8 protein-coding genes and 1 pseudogene are annotated in these 16,017 nt (G+C 63.5%); 7 read left to right on the top strand and 2 right to left on the bottom strand.

The window, feature by feature from the left end; translation table 11 throughout:
- The gene (locus tag HJB84_RS07310; protein ID WP_221115602.1) at positions 1–228 is read left to right on the top strand and encodes a hypothetical protein; all 228 of its coding nucleotides are present in this window, start codon (positions 1–3) and stop codon (positions 226–228) included.
- Complete coding sequence (locus HJB84_RS07305) at positions 221–964, top strand: TetR/AcrR family transcriptional regulator (RefSeq protein ID WP_221115601.1); 744 nt, start codon at positions 221–223, stop codon at positions 962–964. Before HJB84_RS07310 ends, HJB84_RS07305 begins: the two co-directional genes overlap by 8 nt.
- Positions 965–988: 24 nt before the next feature.
- Here the strand turns inward: HJB84_RS07305 and HJB84_RS07300 are convergent, their stop codons facing one another.
- Positions 989–1,429: a response regulator gene (locus HJB84_RS07300; protein WP_207585433.1), complete on the bottom strand. Its 441-nt coding sequence runs from the start codon at positions 1,427–1,429 to the stop codon at positions 989–991.
- Positions 1,430–1,774: 345 nt separating this feature from the next.
- On the opposite strand from HJB84_RS07300, the pseudogene HJB84_RS07295 reads away from it, so the two are divergent.
- Positions 1,775–2,250 (top strand): annotated as a pseudogene (locus tag HJB84_RS07295) (murein L,D-transpeptidase family protein).
- A gap of 7 nt (positions 2,251–2,257) precedes the next feature.
- On the opposite strand, the gene msrA reads toward HJB84_RS07295, so the two are convergent.
- Positions 2,258–2,962, bottom strand: coding sequence for a peptide-methionine (S)-S-oxide reductase MsrA (gene msrA, locus HJB84_RS07290; RefSeq protein WP_207585431.1), 705 nt, complete (start codon positions 2,960–2,962; stop codon positions 2,258–2,260).
- A 199-nt stretch (positions 2,963–3,161) separates the two neighbouring features.
- Here msrA and HJB84_RS07285 point away from each other — a divergent pair, with 199 nt between their 5' ends.
- The 4 genes from HJB84_RS07285 (at position 3,162) to HJB84_RS07270 (ending at position 16,010) form a co-directional block, all read left to right on the top strand.
- The gene (locus HJB84_RS07285; RefSeq protein WP_221115600.1) at positions 3,162–8,633 is read left to right on the top strand and encodes an alpha-2-macroglobulin family protein; all 5,472 of its coding nucleotides are present in this window, start codon (positions 3,162–3,164) and stop codon (positions 8,631–8,633) included.
- Positions 8,630–10,711: a penicillin-binding protein 1C gene (gene pbpC, locus HJB84_RS07280; RefSeq protein ID WP_221115599.1), complete on the top strand. Its 2,082-nt coding sequence runs from the start codon at positions 8,630–8,632 to the stop codon at positions 10,709–10,711. The genes HJB84_RS07285 and pbpC overlap by 4 nt, the downstream gene beginning before the upstream one ends.
- 60 nt (positions 10,712–10,771) lie before the next feature.
- A complete protein-coding gene (treY, locus tag HJB84_RS07275) occupies positions 10,772–13,381 on the top strand; it encodes a malto-oligosyltrehalose synthase (RefSeq protein WP_221115598.1) in 2,610 nt (869 codons plus the stop codon).
- Between the two features lie 109 nt (positions 13,382–13,490).
- Complete coding sequence (locus tag HJB84_RS07270) at positions 13,491–16,010, top strand: heavy metal translocating P-type ATPase (RefSeq protein WP_221115597.1); 2,520 nt, start codon at positions 13,491–13,493, stop codon at positions 16,008–16,010.
- Positions 16,011–16,017 lie beyond the last annotated feature (7 nt).

Here is a 16,017-nt window from a genome sequence, read left to right as displayed (position 1 = left end):
ATGGTGATCTTTCATAAAAGCGCAGCGGAAGCATCGAATCGTCGCTCCGCCGCAGTGCTCTTAGAACAGGATGGCGCCCGAAAACTCCTCACACTTTTCGGCATCATGTTCTGGGGTTCAATGATGATCGTTCGCGCGAAGACGAAGTTGGGAGCTCATATCTTCAGCAACGGAACCAATAGTGTCAACAAATTTGGACACGGCTGTAAACTAGACGCCATTGTCTAAATCGTCAAGACGTCTTATCTTCGCCTTCATGAAAGATCGCATGACACCGGCAGTCCGGATGGGGGGGCATACGCAGCGCGGACAATGCGCAAAGCGCATGTCGATCCTCGATGCCGCCGCCGACGTCTTCTGCCGCCAGGGTTTTGCCGGCGCCAGCATCGACGAGATTGCCGCCGTCGCCTGTGTCTCTCGCCAGACGATCTACAATCACTACCGCGAGAAGGAAACGCTGTTCGTCGCCGTCGTCGAGGACGTCATGAACCGCGCCAACGCCATGCTCTTCTCGGTGCTGGCGAGCTTTCCCGAGAACGCCGACAATCTGGAGGACGGGCTGACGGCCTTCGCCGTGCGCCTCAACAAGAACTGCATCTGCAATCACGACGGAAAATTCCTGCGCAAGCTGGTGCAGACGGAGGGTGAGCGATATCCGCACCTGTTCGAAAGCTGGCGCCAGCAGGGACCGGGCAAGCTGACCACTGCCCTTTCCGCGCTTCTTGCGCGGGTCGCTCATAAGGGCGCGCTCGTCATCGACGATTTCGACGTCGCCGCCCGGCAGTTCGTGGCGCTCGCCAATGCTGACCTGCAGATGATGACGCTTTTCGGTGGAACGCCCACCGATGAAGAGCTTGATAAGGCGGCGCGCAATGCCGTCCGTACCTTTCTCAAGGCCTATGGCGGGCCGGCGGCTGATAAGGTCGGTCGCCCGCCGCAGCTTGCGGCCATAGCGGGCGGATAAGGCCTCCCGATCAGGCCCTTTCAATCAGGCGAAGACGGTCATCTGCGAGGGCACGACCGCAAACATGCCGACGCGGCGCGCGGCAAGATATTTCACCAGCTGCTGGACGACAGAAGGCATGACCGGCTTCTGCACCACGCCGACCGCGCCCTTGACGCCATTAGCGACAACTTCGGGATTGCCGGTCATGAACACGACGGCAATGCCGTGTTCTTCTGCCAGCCGCCGGCCGATCTCGGGCCCGGTCTGGCCGTCGGCGAGATTGACGTCGACGAAGGCGATATCGGCAAGCGGCGCCAGCCGCAGCGCCTGTTCGCGATCACTCGCAAGACCTGCGACCTGCATACCCATATCTTCCACCGTCGCCCCGAGATCCAGGGCGATGAGGAATTCATCTTCGACGATCAATACTCTCTGTCTCATGAGATCATCTCGTTGCCAGCGCCGCACGACATTGGTGGCCATGATACGTCCCCTTGTTACGCATATACTTCGGAAGAGGTATCCGCTCCGGCAGCTGTCCCTGCACGAAACTCCCTGCTGAAACGGCCAACTTGAAGATATGTTCCGCGGTGGAACGCGATTTTTGATATTTAAGATATTGTTAACGTTGATAGATTCTTAACAAGAAAGCCGGCGAAGCAAAAACGGGCGCTAAATTGTGCTCAATCTCAAGCGCGCACCTTCTGGATGAAGGCACGATGACACGATATGATTATTCCGTTGGCATGAAGATCGAGGCTCACGTTGAAAACCAAACTTATCGTCTTGGCCACGGTCGTGGTCAGCCTTTTCGCCTATACCAAATTGATGGCCAGGATCGGCTCGGGCTCGCCACCTCCGGATGCGCCGCTCGCGCAACAGGCCGACCTCATCCGTGTTTATAAATCCGAACGCCGCATGGTCCTTCTCAAAGGGGATGTTCCGATCTCGACATATCGGATTTCACTGGGGCAGGCTGCCGATGCCGGTCCCAAGCAACAGGAAGGTGACGAAAAAACGCCGGAAGGGCGCTATGAGATCGACTGGCGAAATCCCAAGTCCATGGCGCATCTCAGCCTCCACATTTCCTATCCGAACCCGGATGACCGACGCAACGCCGGATCCAACGGCTTTCCGCCCGGCGGCAATATCATGATCCACGGGCTTCCCAAGGCTGGGGCCTGTTCCAGGAAGCCCATCAGCTATGGGATTGGACGGATGGCTGTATTGCCGTCACCAATGCGGAGATGCGCGATATCTGGGCCCGCGTTCCCAATCACACGCCTATCGACATCATCCCCTGAGGGTTAATCACCCCTTGGCCTTCCTGACGAGGACCGGCTGGCTGCGGTAATCGGCGGGAAACAGCGACTTCAGATTCTCGATTTTCGGCAGGTCGTTGTAGACGATATAGGGGTAGGTCGGATTGAGCGTCAGAAAATCCTGATGATAGGCCTCGGCGGAATAAAAGCCGGTGGTGTCGGAGACCCTGGTGACGATCGGCTGGGCGAAGACATGCGCCTTGTCGAGCTGAGTGATATAGCGCTCGGCGACCTTGCGCTGCTCGGGGTCGGCGACGAATAGCGCCGAACGATACTGCGTTCCCTGATCCGGGCCCTGGAAATTCAGCTGCGTCGGGTTGTGCGCCACCGAGAAGAAGATCTGCAGCAATTTGCCGTAGCTCACTTGTTTCGGATCGAACTTCACCTCGACGGCTTCGGCGTGACCTGTCGAGCCGGTGCTGACGGTCTCGTACTGGGCCGTCCCAGCCTCACCGCCGGCATAGCCGGAGACGGCGCTCTGGACGCCCTTGACGTGCTGGAAGACGCCCTGGACACCCCAGAAACAACCGCCGGCGAAAATCGCGCTCTCGGTGCCCGGCCGGGCAGCCTCGTCAACGGCCGGCGGCGGAATGACGACGGCATCTTCAGCCGCACTTGCGGCACACGCACCGAGCGAGACAATGGTGGCGGCTAGGAGCCCGGCAAGGCTCCTGCGGTGAGAAAATATGGACATGGCGCTACCTCCTGCGATGGCCCAAATCCTTGCTCATCCTTGCAAAAGGCGCAAATCACAACCCGATCACTCACGCCGATGTGACAGGCAGACGAAAGCGCCTGTGTGAAGATGAAACAGCATGCAACCTGAGTTGACAATCTCGCGAGGAGTGAGGAGAGTGCCCGCCGGTCAGAGCCTGCATTTCCGGGGGGAACCTATGTCCGTGCGCTCGTTCTTTGCTTTCGCGACAATCGCATTTTTTTCCACGATCGCCGTCAGTTTTCCCGCCGCCGCTGCGGAGACCAAGCGCGACATCCAGACGATCAAGGACGCCGATTTCTTCGGCTTCGATCTTCGCACCGAGCAGAACGTCTCACTCGATCAGTGCAAGACCTCGTGCATCGGCGACAAGAGCTGCAAGGCCTTCACCTACAATCCCAAGGTGAAATGGTGCTTCCTGAAATCCGATTTCAAGACGATGAACGCCTTCCCCGGCGCCATCGCCGGCAAGATCGTCGAGACGACCGGCCAGAAGGAGCAGGATCTCGGTGCTGCGCCGCGCCTGACCTTCCTGTCGAACGACCTCATCCAGCAGGCCCACGACTTCAAGGACAATCTGGCGCTTGCCGACGACCAGCAGGGCCAGGGCGCCGACAGCCTGACGGCCAATGCCCGCATAGACCTCACCGCCAACAATCTGGCCGACGCGCTGAAGTCCTTCCATGGCGCGCTGTCGATCACCCCTGACGACGCCGATCTCTGGCTCGAAACGGCCCGCGCCGCAGCTTCGCTCGGCAGCGCCGAGAGCGGCACGAGCGGTCAGGCCGTGCTCGACGCGCTGAACGGCTACGAGCTGACGCGCACCAAGCCCAAGCGCGCCGAGGCGCTCGCCGTCCTCGCCGACGCCCTGGACCGAAACGCCAATTACCGCCCGGCGCTCGACGCCTACAAGGCGAGCCTGGCGCTGGTTGCCTCCGAGGATGTGCAGGCGGCCTACCTGCAGCTGAAGGCGACGCAAGGCTTCCGCATCACCGAACACACGGTCGACGCCGACAGCGCCACGCCGCGCGCCTGCGTCACCTTCTCCGAAGCTCTCATCAAGACCACCGACTATACGCCCTTCGTGACGCTGAACGGTGCGGCGCCCAAGGCCCTGGAAACCAAGGACAAGCAGATCTGCGTCGAGGGGCTGACGCATGGCGAAACCTACAAGCTCGGTTTCCGCACCGGCCTGCCGTCATCCGTCGACGAGGCGCTCGAAGCGCCCGTCAGCATCGACGTCTATATCAAAGACCGCAGCCAGATAGTGCGTTTCACCGGCGACAGCTTCGTGCTGCCCTCGACGGCGCGCCGCGGCATTCCGATCGTCTCGGTCAACATGACGTCTGCCAACCTCAAACTCTACCGCATCGGCGATCGCGCCATCGCGCCGCTGTTGACCAACTCGCAATTCCTGACCCAGCTCGACGGCTACAGCGCCCAGAACATCCAGGATCAGAACGGCGAACTCGTCTGGCAGGGTTCGATCGAGATCGCCGACGAGCTCAACAAGGACATCGTCACCAGCTTCCCCGTCGATGAGGCGCTGCCCGAGCGCAAGCCCGGAGTCTACGTGATGACCGCAACGGGGCCGAATGGCCCGGCGCAGGAGTGGGACTCGCAGGCGACGCAATGGTTCCTCGTCTCCGATATCGGCATCACCACCTATGCCGGCACGGACGGGCTCAACATCTTCACCCGTTCGCTTGCCTCGGCAAAGCCGATATCAGGCGTCGAGCTGCAGCTGCTTGCCAAGAACAATGAAGTGCTCGGCACCGCCAAGACCGACGAAAACGGCCGCGCCACCTTCACCGCCGGCCTGATCCGCGGCACGGCGGCGCTGACACCCGCCGTCATTACCGCCAGGAACGGCACGTCGGACTACGTTTTCCTCGACATGACGCGGGCCGGCTTCGATCTCTCCGACCGCGGCGTGACCGGCCGCGCCGCACCCGGCGCGATCGACGTCTTGACCTTTACCGAACGCGGCATCTATCGCGCCGGCGAAACGGTGCATGCACAGGCGCTCGCCCGCGACACCGATGGCAACGCCATCGAGAACCTGCCGCTGACTTTCATCTTCAGCCGCCCCGACGGTGTCGAAGACCGGCGGATCGTCAGCCAGACCAGCAATCTCGGCGGTTACAGCGTCGATTTCCCGACCCAGGAAAACGCCATGCGCGGCACCTGGACGATGAACATCTACACCGATCCCAAGGGCAGTGCGATCGCCAGCAAGAGTTTCCTGGTCGACGATTTCGTGCCGGATCGCACCGACCTGGAGATCAAGACCGAGGCCAAGGAAATCGGCCCGGATATGCCCGCGAAGATTAATGTTTTCGGCAAATATCTCTATGGCGCCCCGGCCGCCGGCCTGACGCTCGAGGGCAATGTCGTCGTCAAGCCGACGCGCGAGAGCGCCGCCTATAAGGGCTTCCTCTTCGGCCTCGCCGACGAGGAGGCGAGCGAGGATTCGCGCCTGCCGATCGACGGCCTGCCGGAACTCGACGAGAACGGCGAAGCCTCGACCGATCTCACCGTCAGCGAGCTGCCGGCAACGACGCAACTGCTCAACGCCACCGTCTATATCAGCATGCAGGAGGCCGGCGGCCGCGCCATCGAGCGTTCGCTGACCATTCCGGTGAAGAATCAGGGCGCTTCGATCGGCATCAAGCCGGAATTTTCCGACGATCTGCCTGAGAACGCCATCGCCAACTTCACGGTGATCGGCGTCAATGCCGAGGGACAGAAGCAGGAGACCAAGGGCCTGCGCTGGAAATTCTACAGCCTCAACCGCGAGTACCAATGGTATCGCGAGGGGACGGCATGGAAATACGAGCCGGTCTACACCGCCGAGCAGATCGCCAATGGCAGCGTCGACGCGACGACGGACGGCGGCAAGATCTCCGTGCCGGTGAAATTGGGCCGCTATCGCCTCGAAGTGGAAAGCCCGGATGCCGACGGCCCGACCTCCAGCGTCGAATTCGACGCCGGCTGGTTCGTGGCCTCGACCTCGACCGAAACACCGGATGGGCTGGAAATCGCCCTCGACAAGGACAGCTACAAGGTCGGCGACACCGCCAAGCTGAAAATCACCTCGCGCTATGGCGGCGAGCTGATGGTCATGGCCGGAACCGAAAAGCTGGTTGCCGTGCAAAATGCGACGATGGGCGAGACCGGCGGCGAGGTCGACATCCCCGTCACCGCAGACTGGGGTGCCGGCGCTTATGTGACCGCGACGCTCTTCCGCCCCGGCGACGCCCAGGACAGCCACATGCCGATGCGTTCGATCGGCATCAAATGGCTGAAGGTCGATCCCGAACAGCGGGCGCTGCAAGTCAAGCTCGACACGCCGGAAAAGATGCTGCCGCGCGGACCGTTGAACATCGGCCTGCAGGTGGCCGGTGCCGGCGCCAACGAGGATGCCTATGTCACGGTTGCCGCCGTCGATGTCGGCATTCTCAACCTGACACGTTACGAGCCGCCGAACCCGGAAGACTGGTATTTCGGCCAGCGGCAGCTCGGCCTTGAAATCCGCGACCTCTATGGCCGGCTGATCGACGGCTCGCTGGGTGCGACCGGCAAGCTCAGGACCGGTGGCGACGGCGGTGCCATTGCGCTGCAGGCAAGCCCGCCGACACAGAAGCTCGTCGCCTTCTTCTCCGGGCCGGTGAAGCTCGACGCCGAAGGCAAGGCCAATATCTCCTTCGACATTCCGCAATTCAACGGCACGGCGCGCGTCATGGCGGTTGCCTGGTCGAAGACCGGTGTCGGGCACGGCGTCAAGGACGTCATCATCCGCGATCCGGTCGTCGTCACCGCGAGCTTGCCGAAATTCCTCGCCCCCGGCGACAAGGCCAATCTGCGCCTCGACATCGCCAATACCGATGCGCCGGCCGGCGACTACAAGCTGCAGCTGACCGGCAATGATGCGGTCGGCATCGACCAAGCCTCTGCCGACCAGACGATCCGGCTGGAGGCCGGCGCCAAGTCCGCGCTGACGCTTTCGCTCATCGGCAAACAGCCGGGCGCCGGCAGCGTCTCGATCAACCTCTCCGACGCCTCCGGCCTTTCGCTCGACCAGACCGTCGACGTGCCGGTGCGCCCGTCATCCCTGCCGATCACCGAACGCAGGGTGCTGGCGCTGAAGCCCGGAGCAAAGCTCACCGTCGATAAGAACCTGCTTGCCGACAGCGTCCTGCCGGGTGCTTCGATCAGCGTCAACGTCACCCGTTCGGCCGCCTTCGACATCCCGGCACTGCTGATGACGCTCGACCGCTATCCCTTGGGCTGCGCCGAGCAGACCATCAGTCGGGCGCTGCCGCTGCTCTACCTCGCCGAAGTGGCGAAGCAGGCCGGCATCGAAAATGACGACGACGTGCACAAGCGCGTCCAGGATGCGATCTACCGCGTGCTCTCCTACCAGGCCTCGGCCGGCAGCTTCGGCCTCTGGGGACCGGATTCGGGCGATGTCTGGCTCGATTCCTACGTCACCGACTTCCTGACGCGGGCCCGCGAAATGAAATATGACGTGCCGGAAAGGGCCTTCGTGCAGGCGCTGGAAAACCTGCAGAACACCCTGTCCTACACCACCGACATCAAGGGCCAGGGCGATCAGATCGCCTATGCCATCTATGTCCTTGCCCGCAACAAGAAGGCGGCGATCAGCGATCTGCGCTACTACGCCGATACGATGATCAACGACTTCCCGACGCCGCTCGCCAAGGCGCATATCGCCGCCGCACTGGCGCTCTATGGCGATGCCCAGCGCTCGAAGAACATCTTCCTCGACGCGCTGCAAATGTCCGAGCAGTCGATGGTCTCACGCGTGAACCTGTCGCGCACCGACTACGGCACGATCCTGCGCGATGGCGCGGCGATCCTGGCGCTCGCTGCCGAAAGCCGGCCGGTGCCGCCTGTCGTCCCGGAACTCGCCAAGGCCGTCGCCAAGGAATGGCAGCGCAGCAAATACAAGAGCACCCAGGAAGAGGCCTGGATGCTGCTTGCCGCACGCGCCATCCAGGGCGGTGACGACGGGTTGAAGGTCGACGTCAACGGCGCCGCCCACACCGGCGCCTATATGGCCCGGATGACCGGCGATGCGCTCACCGATCATCCGCTGACCTTGACCAACCAGACGAACGACCCGGTATCGGCGGTTGTTACCACCGTTGCCGCACCGACCGTGCCGTTGCCGGCCGGCGGCGACGGCTTCCTCATCGAGCGCAGCTATTACACGCTCGACGGCGAGGAGGCGAATGTCAGCGAAGCCCAGCAGAACGAACGCTATGTCGTCGTCATCCATGTACGCGAAAGCAACGACTGGCCGTCGCGCATCGTCGTCACCGATCTTCTGCCGGCCGGCTTCGAGATCGACAATCCAAACCTCGTCGACAGCGCCCAGATGACGAATTTCGACTGGATCGGCGAAATTTCCGCCGCCCATACCGAATTCCGCTACGACCGTTTCGTCGCCGCCTTCAACCGCGCTCAGGGCGACGAGCGCGAATTCAACGTCGCCTATGTCGTGCGCGCCGTCACCCCCGGCATCTACGACCATCCGGCCGCAAGCGTCGAGGACATGTACCGGCCGGAGCTTTCGGCCCGCACGGCGACCGGCAAGATGGAGGTCGTGGCAGCACAAGAATGAGGCTGTGGCACAAGTTTGCGATCGGGTCCGTCGCCGGCATCCTTCTTGCCGGCGCGGCTCTTCTTGCGCTCGACGCCGCCGACAAGGCTTTTCCGCCGCCGTTGGATAGAGCGGACGTGGTTTCCGCCGAGGTGCTCGATGCCGACGGCCAGTTGCTGCGCGCCTTTGCAACGACGGAAGGCCGCTGGCGGCTGAAGACGACGGTTGCCGACGTCGATCCACAGTTCCTGCGCATGCTGATTGCCTATGAGGATCAGCGTTTCTACGATCACAATGGCGTCGATGCCTGGGCGCTCGGGCGGGCAGCCACGCAATTCGTCCGCAACGGCCGCATCGTTTCCGGCGCCTCGACGCTTTCGATGCAGGTGGCGCGGCTGATCGAGCCGCGGGCGGGACGCTCGCTTTCGGCAAAACTGCTGCAGCTCGCGCGTGCCGTGCAGATCGAGCGGCGGCTGTCGAAGGAACAGATCCTCGATCTTTATCTGACGCATGCGCCTTACGGCGGCAATCTGGAAGGCGTGCGCGCCGCAAGTCTTGCCTATTTCGGCAAGGAGCCGCGCCGCCTGACGGTCGCCGAGGCAGCCCTGCTCGTCGCCCTGCCGCAATTGCCCGAACGGCGCCGGCCGGACCGCAATCTGAAGGCGTCGCAAGAGGCGCGCAAGCGTGTGCTTGAGCGTGTCGCCGTGGCTGAGGCCGTCGGCGACGGCGAGGCGGAGCGAGCCGAGGGTGTCGCTGTCCCCATGCGACGCATGCAATTGCCGGCGCTGGCCGCCCATGTCGCCGAAGCAGCACTGCGCAAGGAGCCGGCAGTCCTCAAGCACCAGACGACGCTGAAGAAACAGGTGCAGCAGGGGCTGGAATCGGTCGCCCGGGCAGCGGCGATGAAGCTCGGGCCAAAACTGTCGCTGGCCATGGTGATGGCCGATGCCCAGACGGGCGCGATCGTCGGCGAGGTCGGCTCGGCCGATTATTTCGACGCCAGCCGCTCCGGCTGGATCGACATGACGCGCGTCAACCGCTCGCCGGGCTCGACGCTGAAGCCCTTCATCTATGGGCTCGCCTTCGAGCAGGGCCTCGTCTCCCAGGAGACGATCATCGAGGACCGGCCGGCTGATTTCTTCGGCTACCGGCCACGCAATTTCGACATGAGCTATCAGGGCGACGTCACCGTGCGCGAGGCCTTGCAACTCTCCTTGAATGTGCCGGCCGTCAAGCTGCTCGACGCCGTCGGGCCGTCGCGGCTGCTGGTCCGCTTCCGCCGCGCCGAGGTGCGCCCGGCCCTGCCGCCGAACGAGACGCCGGGACTGGCGATCGGTCTTGGCGGCGTCGGTCTCACGCTGAAAGATCTGGTGCAGCTCTATACCGCGCTCGCCAATCGCGGCCAGCCGGCAAGGCTCGGCGACGGTGTCACCGGCGCACCGGGCAAGCTCGACGGCGAACCGCTGTTGGAGCCGGTCGCGGTCTGGAACGTCGCCGATATTCTCTCCGGCGTCATTCCCCCCGCCGGCGCACCGCAGCGCGGCATCGCCTACAAGACCGGCACCAGTTACGGTTATCGCGACGCCTGGTCGGTCGGCTATGACGGGCGTTATGTGCTCGGCGTCTGGGTCGGACGGCCGGATAACAGCGCCGTGCCGGGACTGACCGGCTATGGCACCGCAGCACCCATCCTGTTTGAGGGTTTCGCCAAATCCGGCATCGCGACGACGCCCTTGCCCCGCCCGCCGGCCGGGGCGGTGCGCATCGCCCGGTCCGAACTGCCGATCAGCCAGCGGCGTTTCGCGTTCAATGCCAGTGGCCTGCTGGTCGCCTCCGGCCGCGAGGCCGCCCCTCAGATCGTCTATCCGCCCGAGGGCGCCCATATCGATCTCGGCGCCGGCGCCGGCGCGCTGTCGCCGCTCATGCTGAAGCTGCAGGGCGGCCGCGCGCCCTTCCGCTGGCTTGCCAATGGCAGGCCGCTGCCCGACCTCTCCCGCCGGCGCACCCAGCAATGGCTGCCCGATGGCGGCGGCTACTCGAAATTGACCGTCATCGACTCGGCCGGACGCGCCGCAAGTGTGGGCGTTTTCATCGACTGAGGGAACCAAAACCCGACTACAACCGTTGGAAAGGGTCTCCCTCCAACGTCAGACGGCCTCATGACACTTCCGACCGCGACCTACCGGATACAATTCCGCAACGGCATGACCTTCGATCGCGTCTGCGACCTCGTTCCCTATCTCAAGACGCTCGGCATCAGCCATCTCTACGCCTCGCCAATCTTCACCGCCGTCAGCGGCTCCGCCCACGGTTATGACGTCACCGACGCCAACGAGATCGACCCGGCGCTCGGCGGCCGCGCGGGGTTCGACCGGCTGACGGAGAGCCTCGCTTCGGCCGGCATGGGACTGATCCTCGACATCGTCCCGAACCACATGGCCGCTTCGCCGGAAAACGGCTGGTGGCGCGACGTACTGGCATTCGGCCATCAAAGCGCCTATGCGGGCCACTTCGACATCGACTGGAGCGAGCCGCTGACCCTGCCGCAGCTCGGCCAGGATTTCGAGCGCGCGCTCGCTGATGGCGAGCTGCGCATTACGCTGGACGAAACGCATGGCACCTTCGCCTTCGGTTATTTCGAGACGCTGTTGCCGCTCAACCCCAGCTGTTACGGCGCGATCGCAAACCGGCTCGACGATCCGGTGGCAACGAGAATGGCAGAGGCTGCGGAGGTCACCTCCGGCGAGAACCTCGCCCGGGCGATGCGCGACATCCTCTTCGAAGGCGGCGATCGGGCGATCCTCCGGCAAAAACTCGACGACGTCTCGTCCGACCGCGATTTCCTTAAAAGCCTGCATGAGGGACAGCACTGGCGGCTCACCCATTGGCATGAAGCGGCACGGCATCTGAGCTATCGCCGTTTTTTCGAGGTCACCGGACTGGTCGGTACCCGCGTCGAAAATCCCCCGGTGTTCGAGGACATGCATTGCCTGACGATCGAGCTGGTGCGCCACGGCAAGGTGCAGGGGCTGCGCATCGACCATGTCGACGGGCTCGCCGAACCCAAGGCCTATCTCGACCGGCTGCGGGAAGCGGTCGGGCCCGATACCTATATCGTCGTGGAAAAGATCCTTGGGGCTGGCGAGGTCCTGCCGGAAAGCTGGCCGGTGGCGGGCACCACCGGATATGAATTCATCGCGGCGCTGAGCGAACTCTTCGTCGACGGCGGCGGCCTGCGCAGATTGGACGATGCCTATCGTGGCGTCGCCCGAGAGACAGGCGATCTCGAGGAGGGCCGGCGGCTTGCCAAGCGACAGATGGTCGAGCGCAATTTCGCCGGCGAGACCGGCAGGCTGGTATCGATCGCGGCAGGGGTCTTCCCCGAGATAAACAGAGACGAGATCGCCAAGGCGCTCAGCGAACTGCTGATCGCCTTTCCCGTCTACCGCACCTATGGCGATGGCGGCCCGCTCGCCTGGCAGGATTCAGCCGTCCTTGCCGCGACCGCATCGCAAGCCATAGCAGAGCTCGATGATCGTCGCGCCCTCGACCATGTGCTGAAGCTTCTCGAAGGCAAGGTCGACGGTGATCCAGCCCACGAATTCCGTATCCGCTTCCAGCAGTTGAGCGGGCCTGTGATGGCGAAGGCGACGGAGGATACGCTATTTTACCGCTATAACAGGTTGCTTGCCGCCAACGAGGTCGGCAGCGAACCCGGCAAGGCGCCCGACGGTCCGGACGGATTCCATCGTCGCATGGCCGAGCGGGCGCGGCTGCAGCCGCACGGGCTGTCGGCAACCGCCACCCACGATACCAAACGCGGCGAGGATGCGCGCGCAAGGCTCTATGCGCTGAGCGAGGGCGCGGATGTGTTCGTGCAGGCGCTGGCGCGCTGGCGTGAGATGAACCGGCCGTGGCTGAAGGACCTGCCGGATGGCGTAGCGCCGGAGCCGAATATCGAATGGATGCTCTATCAGGCGCTGGCCGGCATCTGGCCGGAAGATTTCGACAGAGGACAGATGGAAGAGCTTCGTCAGCGCTTGACCGATTACGCGGTCAAGGCAGTGCGCGAGGCGAAACTCCACACTGATTGGGTGGAACAGGATTCCGCTTACGAAGAAGCGGTGACGACCTATGCAGCGGCGCTGGTGTCGCCCGAGAATGACGCCTTCCTTGAGGATTTCGAAAGGGTGCTGCAGCCCTTCATCGCAGCCGGCTACCTCAACAGCCTGTCGCAGACGCTGCTCAAGCTGACGGCGCCGGGCATTCCCGACATCTACCAGGGCACGGAAGGCTTCGATTTCAGTCTTGTCGATCCCGACAACCGACGCCTGGTCGATCATGCACGGCTGACCGCCTGGCTTGATGAAGCCGGACCGATCGCCAAGCTACAGGCGGCGGCGTTAAAGCAGCGCATCGTCGGGATCGGCCTGCAGCTGCGCCAGCGGCATCCGGACCTCTTTATAAGAGGCGACTATCTGCCGCTGAAGGTGACGGGCAGCCGGCGCGATCATGTGCTGGCTTTTGCCCGGGTGCATGCCAGTGATTTTGCCATCGTCGCCGCACCCCGGCTGATGTTCGGCTGGCTCGACCCGGGCGTGCTGTTTGCCGGCCCGGAATTTTGGGAGGATACGGCGATCGCCGTCCCCTCCCCTCTTCACGGGCTGAAGGCGGATCTGGTGACCGGAAAGACGATCGAACCCGGCGGCAGCATCTCGGTCGCCGCCCTGCTCGGCAGCCAGCCGGTCGGGTTGATCAGCCCGATCTGAGGATCGGGCTGCAGACAAAAATCATCTCCGTCAAAATTAGCGCTTGACCTTCCAGTCGCTGGAAGGTGGATAAGCCTCTCCAACTGCCCCTCGGGCATAGGAGATGGCAATGAATATCAAACACGATCACGACCATCATCACGGCAACGCCCATAACGGCGATCACAGCTGTTGCGGCCATAGCCCGACTACCCCCGCGCCGGTTCGTGACGCCGTCTGTGGTATGACCGTCGATCCAGAGGCCGGCAAACCCTCGCTTGATCATGCGGGCCGCCTCTATCATTTCTGCTCCGAAGGCTGCCGGACGAAGTTTGCAGCTGCGCCGCAGGATTACCTGACCGCGAAAGATCCGGTTTGCGGCATGGACGTCGATCGTTCGACGGCAAAACATTTTCTGAAAGTCGAGGGTGAGAAATACTACTTCTGCTCGGCCGGCTGCCAGACAAAGTTCGACGCCGATCCCCCAGTCTATCGCGACGGCAAACGCCCTCCGGCAAAGCCGGCACCGAAAGGCACGCTCTATACCTGCCCGATGCATCCGGAGGTCATCAGCGATCGCCCCGGCGACTGCCCGAAATGCGGCATGGCGCTGGAGCCGGCAGGCATTCCTCCGGCCGACGAAGGTCCAAGTCCGGAACTTGTCGATTTCGTCAGACGGCTTTGGGTCAGCGCCATCCTGGCCGTGCCGCTGCTCGCCCTCGGCATGGGTCCGATGCTCGGCCTGCAGCTCCGGGAAATGATCGGCGAACCGCAGGCGACCTATGTCGAACTGCTGCTGGCAACGCCGGTCGTGCTTTGGGCGGCCCTCCCCTTCTTCCGCCGCGCATGGGCCTCGCTCGTCAACCGCAGCCCGAACATGTGGACGCTGATCGGTCTCGGCGTCGGCACCGCCTATGTCTACAGCCTCGTCGCCACGCTTGCGCCCGGCATTTTCCCGATGAGCTTTCGTGGCCATGGCGCGGCTGTGCCCGTCTATTTCGAGGCGGCGGCCGTCATCGTCGCCCTGGTTTTCGTCGGCCAGGTGCTGGAACTGAAAGCACGCGAACGCACCGGCTCGGCCATCCGCGCTTTGCTCGACCTTGCGCCGAAGACGGCGCGGCGTATCGATGCCGATGGCGGCGAGAGCGACGTGCCGGTCGAGCAAATCCAGACCGGCGACCGGCTGCGGGTGCGCCCCGGCGAGCGGGTTCCGGTGGACGGTTCCGTCCTCGAGGGCCAGTCGACCGTCGACGAATCGATGATCTCAGGCGAACCCTTGCCCATCGAGAAATCGACGGGCGATGCGCTGACTGGCGGCACGATCAACAAGAACGGCTCTCTCGTCATGTCGGCCGAGAAGGTCGGCGCCGACATGGTGTTGTCGCGCATCGTCGACATGGTCGCCAAGGCGCAACGCTCGCGGGCGCCGATCCAGGGTGCGGTCGACCGGGTGTCGGCCTTGTTCGTGCCGGCGGTCGTTGCCGCGGCCATCCTTGCCTTTATCGTCTGGGCAGCGATCGGTCCGGAGCCAAGCTTGGCGAATGGCCTGCTTGCCGCCGTCGCCGTTCTGATCATCGCCTGCCCCTGCGCGCTCGGTCTTGCGACGCCGATGTCGATCATGATCGCCACAGGACGCGGCGCTGGGGAAGGCGTGCTGATCAAGGACGCCGAAGCGCTGGAGCGTTTTTCCAAGGTCGATACGCTGATCGTCGACAAGACCGGTACACTGACCGAGGGAAAGCCGAAGCTTACCGACATCGTCGCTTTCGGCGGAATCGAGGAAACCCGGCTGCTGTCGCTGGCGGCAAGCCTGGAGCGCGGCTCCGAACATCCGCTGGCCGACGCGATCGTTTCCGGCGCCGAAGAGCGCGGTGTCGCCTTCGTCGAGATCACCGGTTTCGAGGCGAAGACCGGCAAAGGTGTTCAGGGCCTCGCCGGCGACACAAACATAGCGCTCGGCAATGCGGCGATGCTCGCCGATCTCGGCATCGATCCGTCGGCGCTTGCCGAGAAGACCGAAGCCCTGCGCGGCGAGGGCAAGACGGTGATGTTCGTGGTATTGGATGGCGCGCTTGCCGGTCTCGTCGCCGTTGCCGACCGGATCAAGCCGACGACATCAGCCGCCATCAAGGCGCTGCATGACAGCGGCCTGAAGATCATCATGGCGACGGGAGACAACGAGCGCACGGCGCGTGCGGTGGCAAAAAGCCTCGGCATCGACGAGGTCCGCGCCGACCTGTTGCCGGAGGGCAAAAGCGCGCTGATCGACGAGCTGCGTGCAAAAGGCGCGGTCATCGCCATGGCCGGAGACGGCGTCAACGACGCGCCGGCGCTTGCTGCCGCCGATGTCGGCATCGCCATGGGCACCGGCGCGGACGTTGCGATGGAAAGCGCCGGCATCACCCTGGTAAGGGGCGATCTCACCGGCATCGTCAGGGCGCGGCGGCTGGCGGAGGCGACGATGCGCAACATCCGCCAGAATCTCGGCTTCGCCTTCGGCTATAATGCGCTCGGCGTGCCGGTCGCAGCCGGCGTGCTCTACCCGATCTTCGGGTTGCTGCTGTCGCCGATGATCGCGGCGGCGGCGATGAGCCTCTCGTCCGTCTCGGTGATTTCAAATGCGCTGAGACTGCGTTTTGCAAAATTATAGGAGATGG

Source organism: Rhizobium sp. NZLR1b (assembly GCF_019685155.1).
Lineage (GTDB): Bacteria > Pseudomonadota > Alphaproteobacteria > Rhizobiales > Rhizobiaceae > Rhizobium.
The sequence above is the reverse complement of the archived record's forward strand: the minus strand, read 5'-3'. Positions and strand labels throughout refer to the sequence as shown.